The sequence below is a fragment of the Sphingomonas sp. 66-10 genome, assembly GCF_001897045.1.
In the GTDB taxonomy this organism is placed as follows: Bacteria; Pseudomonadota; Alphaproteobacteria; order Sphingomonadales; family Sphingomonadaceae; genus Sphingomonas; species Sphingomonas lycopersici.
Genome location: NZ_MKRR01000140.1, coordinates 1 through 2,223, shown reverse-complemented (window position 1 = coordinate 2,223; position 2,223 = coordinate 1). Strand labels below are relative to the sequence as shown.

At 62.0% G+C, this 2,223-nt stretch carries 3 protein-coding genes; 2 read left to right on the top strand and 1 reads right to left on the bottom strand.

All coding sequences use genetic code 11. The annotated features are described in order from the left end of the window. Together BGN95_RS20540 and BGN95_RS20535 are read left to right on the top strand one after the other, a co-directional pair. Positions 1-280: response regulator transcription factor (locus tag BGN95_RS20540; RefSeq protein ID WP_286773842.1), on the top strand; the 280-nt coding region annotated here is incomplete at its 5' end. Between the two features lie 83 nt (positions 281-363). After that, positions 364-768: a response regulator gene (locus tag BGN95_RS20535; RefSeq protein ID WP_037486787.1), complete on the top strand. Its 405-nt coding sequence runs from the start codon at positions 364-366 to the stop codon at positions 766-768. Positions 769-949: 181 nt separating this feature from the next. Here BGN95_RS20535 and BGN95_RS20530 read toward each other — a convergent pair whose 3' ends face one another. Next, positions 950-2,221, bottom strand: a complete 1,272-nt coding sequence (locus BGN95_RS20530) for an MFS transporter (RefSeq protein ID WP_286773841.1) — start codon at positions 2,219-2,221, stop codon at positions 950-952. Between the last annotated feature and the right edge of the window lie 2 nt (positions 2,222-2,223).

Sequence of the window (2,223 nt, the reverse complement as noted above, 5' to 3'; positions counted from 1 at the left end):
GGCCGTGAGGCGCGCTTTCGCTCGTCTCGACGATGTCGACCTTCGCGCGCTGGAATCGTCGGAAGCCGAGGTGCGGGTTGCTGCCTTGACCCCCCGCGAGCAGGAAGTGCTGGAAGGATTGGCGAACGGCTTGCCCAACAAGACGATCGCCTATGATCTGGGTTGCTCATCCCGGACGGTCGAGGTTCACCGCGCCAGCCTCATGGCCAAGCTCGAGGTCCGCAATCTCTCTGAGGCGTTGAGGATCGCCTTTGCTGCCGGGTTCGGTCGCAAGACGTGATAACTGCGCCCTCTACGTAGCGACGAGGATGCCGCATCGTGCGAGCCATTGCCGTGATGCAACAGGTCCTCATGTCGCGCGAGATGTCTTCGTTTTCTGACACACAAGGTGATGGGCGCTACACCATCCTCGTCTCCGACGACGACCCGGGTGTTCGGCGTGCCCTTCAGCTTCTCCTTAGATCCCGTGGCTACTGCGTCTGTAGCTATACAAGTGGTAGCGCGCTTTTGGCCGATTCGCGTGCCAAGCGAGCCAATTGCCTGATTGTTGATTATCGCATGCCGGACATTGATGGCTTTTCGATCCTGCGCCAACTCCGATCGCTGGGCTGGTCCGGATGCTCCATCATGATTTCGGGCTTCCATGACGAGGTTCTCGCCCGCCGCGCTGCCGACGCGGGCTTTGATCACATGATCACTAAACCACTAAGGAGCCGTCTACTCCTCGAGGCAATCGGCCGTCACAGACGCCTCTCGTCGAATGAGTAAATGGACCGCGTCCGACCGCCAACGCTAAAGAGGCCAGGTGGGGACACGAGCACGTCGTTTTTCCAGAGGAAACCAACCCAGCTGCGCCCAAGGGCCTTGCCCGCGGCTGGGCTCATTTGTCACAGCAACACATCTTGGATAGTGGTGGACGGTACGATTCATATCGATTTACGCGCTCCCCTTATCCGCCTGACGAATTAGCACCTGAAGAGGGCCGTTTCCAAGCTAGTGGCAGGACCACAAGCAGCAGGAGCGACAGGCCGGCAATGCTCCAGAGGACGAGAGGCTGAGCGCCGGGTGCGGCGAAAGCGAGCGCCACGGGCGCCAGTGCCTGCCCGATGCTGGCAGCCGAATGCTGGAGGCCAAGCCTCACCCCTGAGGCCGCCGCAGAACCGCTGATCCAGAAGCTTGTGACCAATCGCAGGCTCGCCGAGCTCCAACCGGCGACCAGGATGAACACGCTCATATCGGCTATGCTTGATGCGAGTGGAAAGGCAACGAGCGCCGCTGCCAGCAAACCGAGCGTCAATCCGGCAAGACGCCCGGGAACCTTCACTAACCAATCGAGCCTTGCATGAAAGATCTGCGCCGCCAGCATGCCGAATCCGCAAAGACTGAGCATCCAGGCGATCTGCTCGCGGCTCAGCGAGACCGCACTGCGCGTCATCAGGAGATTGACGTGCATAGCGGCAAGCCCGGCCCCCGCAGCGATCGTGATGAGTAATAGGACTCCCGTGGCGCAGACTGTCGGCGGCGGCGGATCTCCTGAGTCGAGGCAGTGCGCACAGCGGCCTGGCAGGCTTACAAGGCAAAGCGACCCCGCGACGGTGCCGATGCTGGCAGCAACGATCATGAGCGGCGCGCCGGGCATGATCGCAACGGAGACTTCCGCCAAAAGCGGTCCGCCGAGGTCTCCCAAAAATACAGACCCCGTCAACCAGGTGAAACGCCGCGCCTGCTCCCCACGGCTGACCGCGGCGAAACTCGCACTGAGCAGCGCAAGCGGTATGATGGCGGCGGCCGCCATCCCCGCGACCGTGCGCAAAACGTAGAGAGTCGGCAGAGCTACGAGGCCAACTGGTGCAGTCACCATCGCGAGGATAATGAGCGCTGTGCGCAACATGACGCGGTAGTCGACCCGGTCGGCAATCCAGCCCCAAAGCGGTGCCGCCACCAGTGCTGCCAGCGGGTGGACGGCGGTCAAGCTCGCGACATGAAAATCATGCGCTGAGGAAAGCCCGCCGGGATTTGGGTCGACCAGGGTCGGAAGGAAAGCGAGAATGGCCGTCTGCCCTGCCGAGGCCGACACCGCCGCGAGCAGCAACACAATGAAGGAGGATTGACCACGCTTGCCATCGTGTGATTCGCCTTGGGGAACAAGCGGGTCAGCGGTTCGTCGGAGAGCCGGTATCACCACCAAGCGCGCAAGCCGATCACCAGCCGGTGTTCGGATGA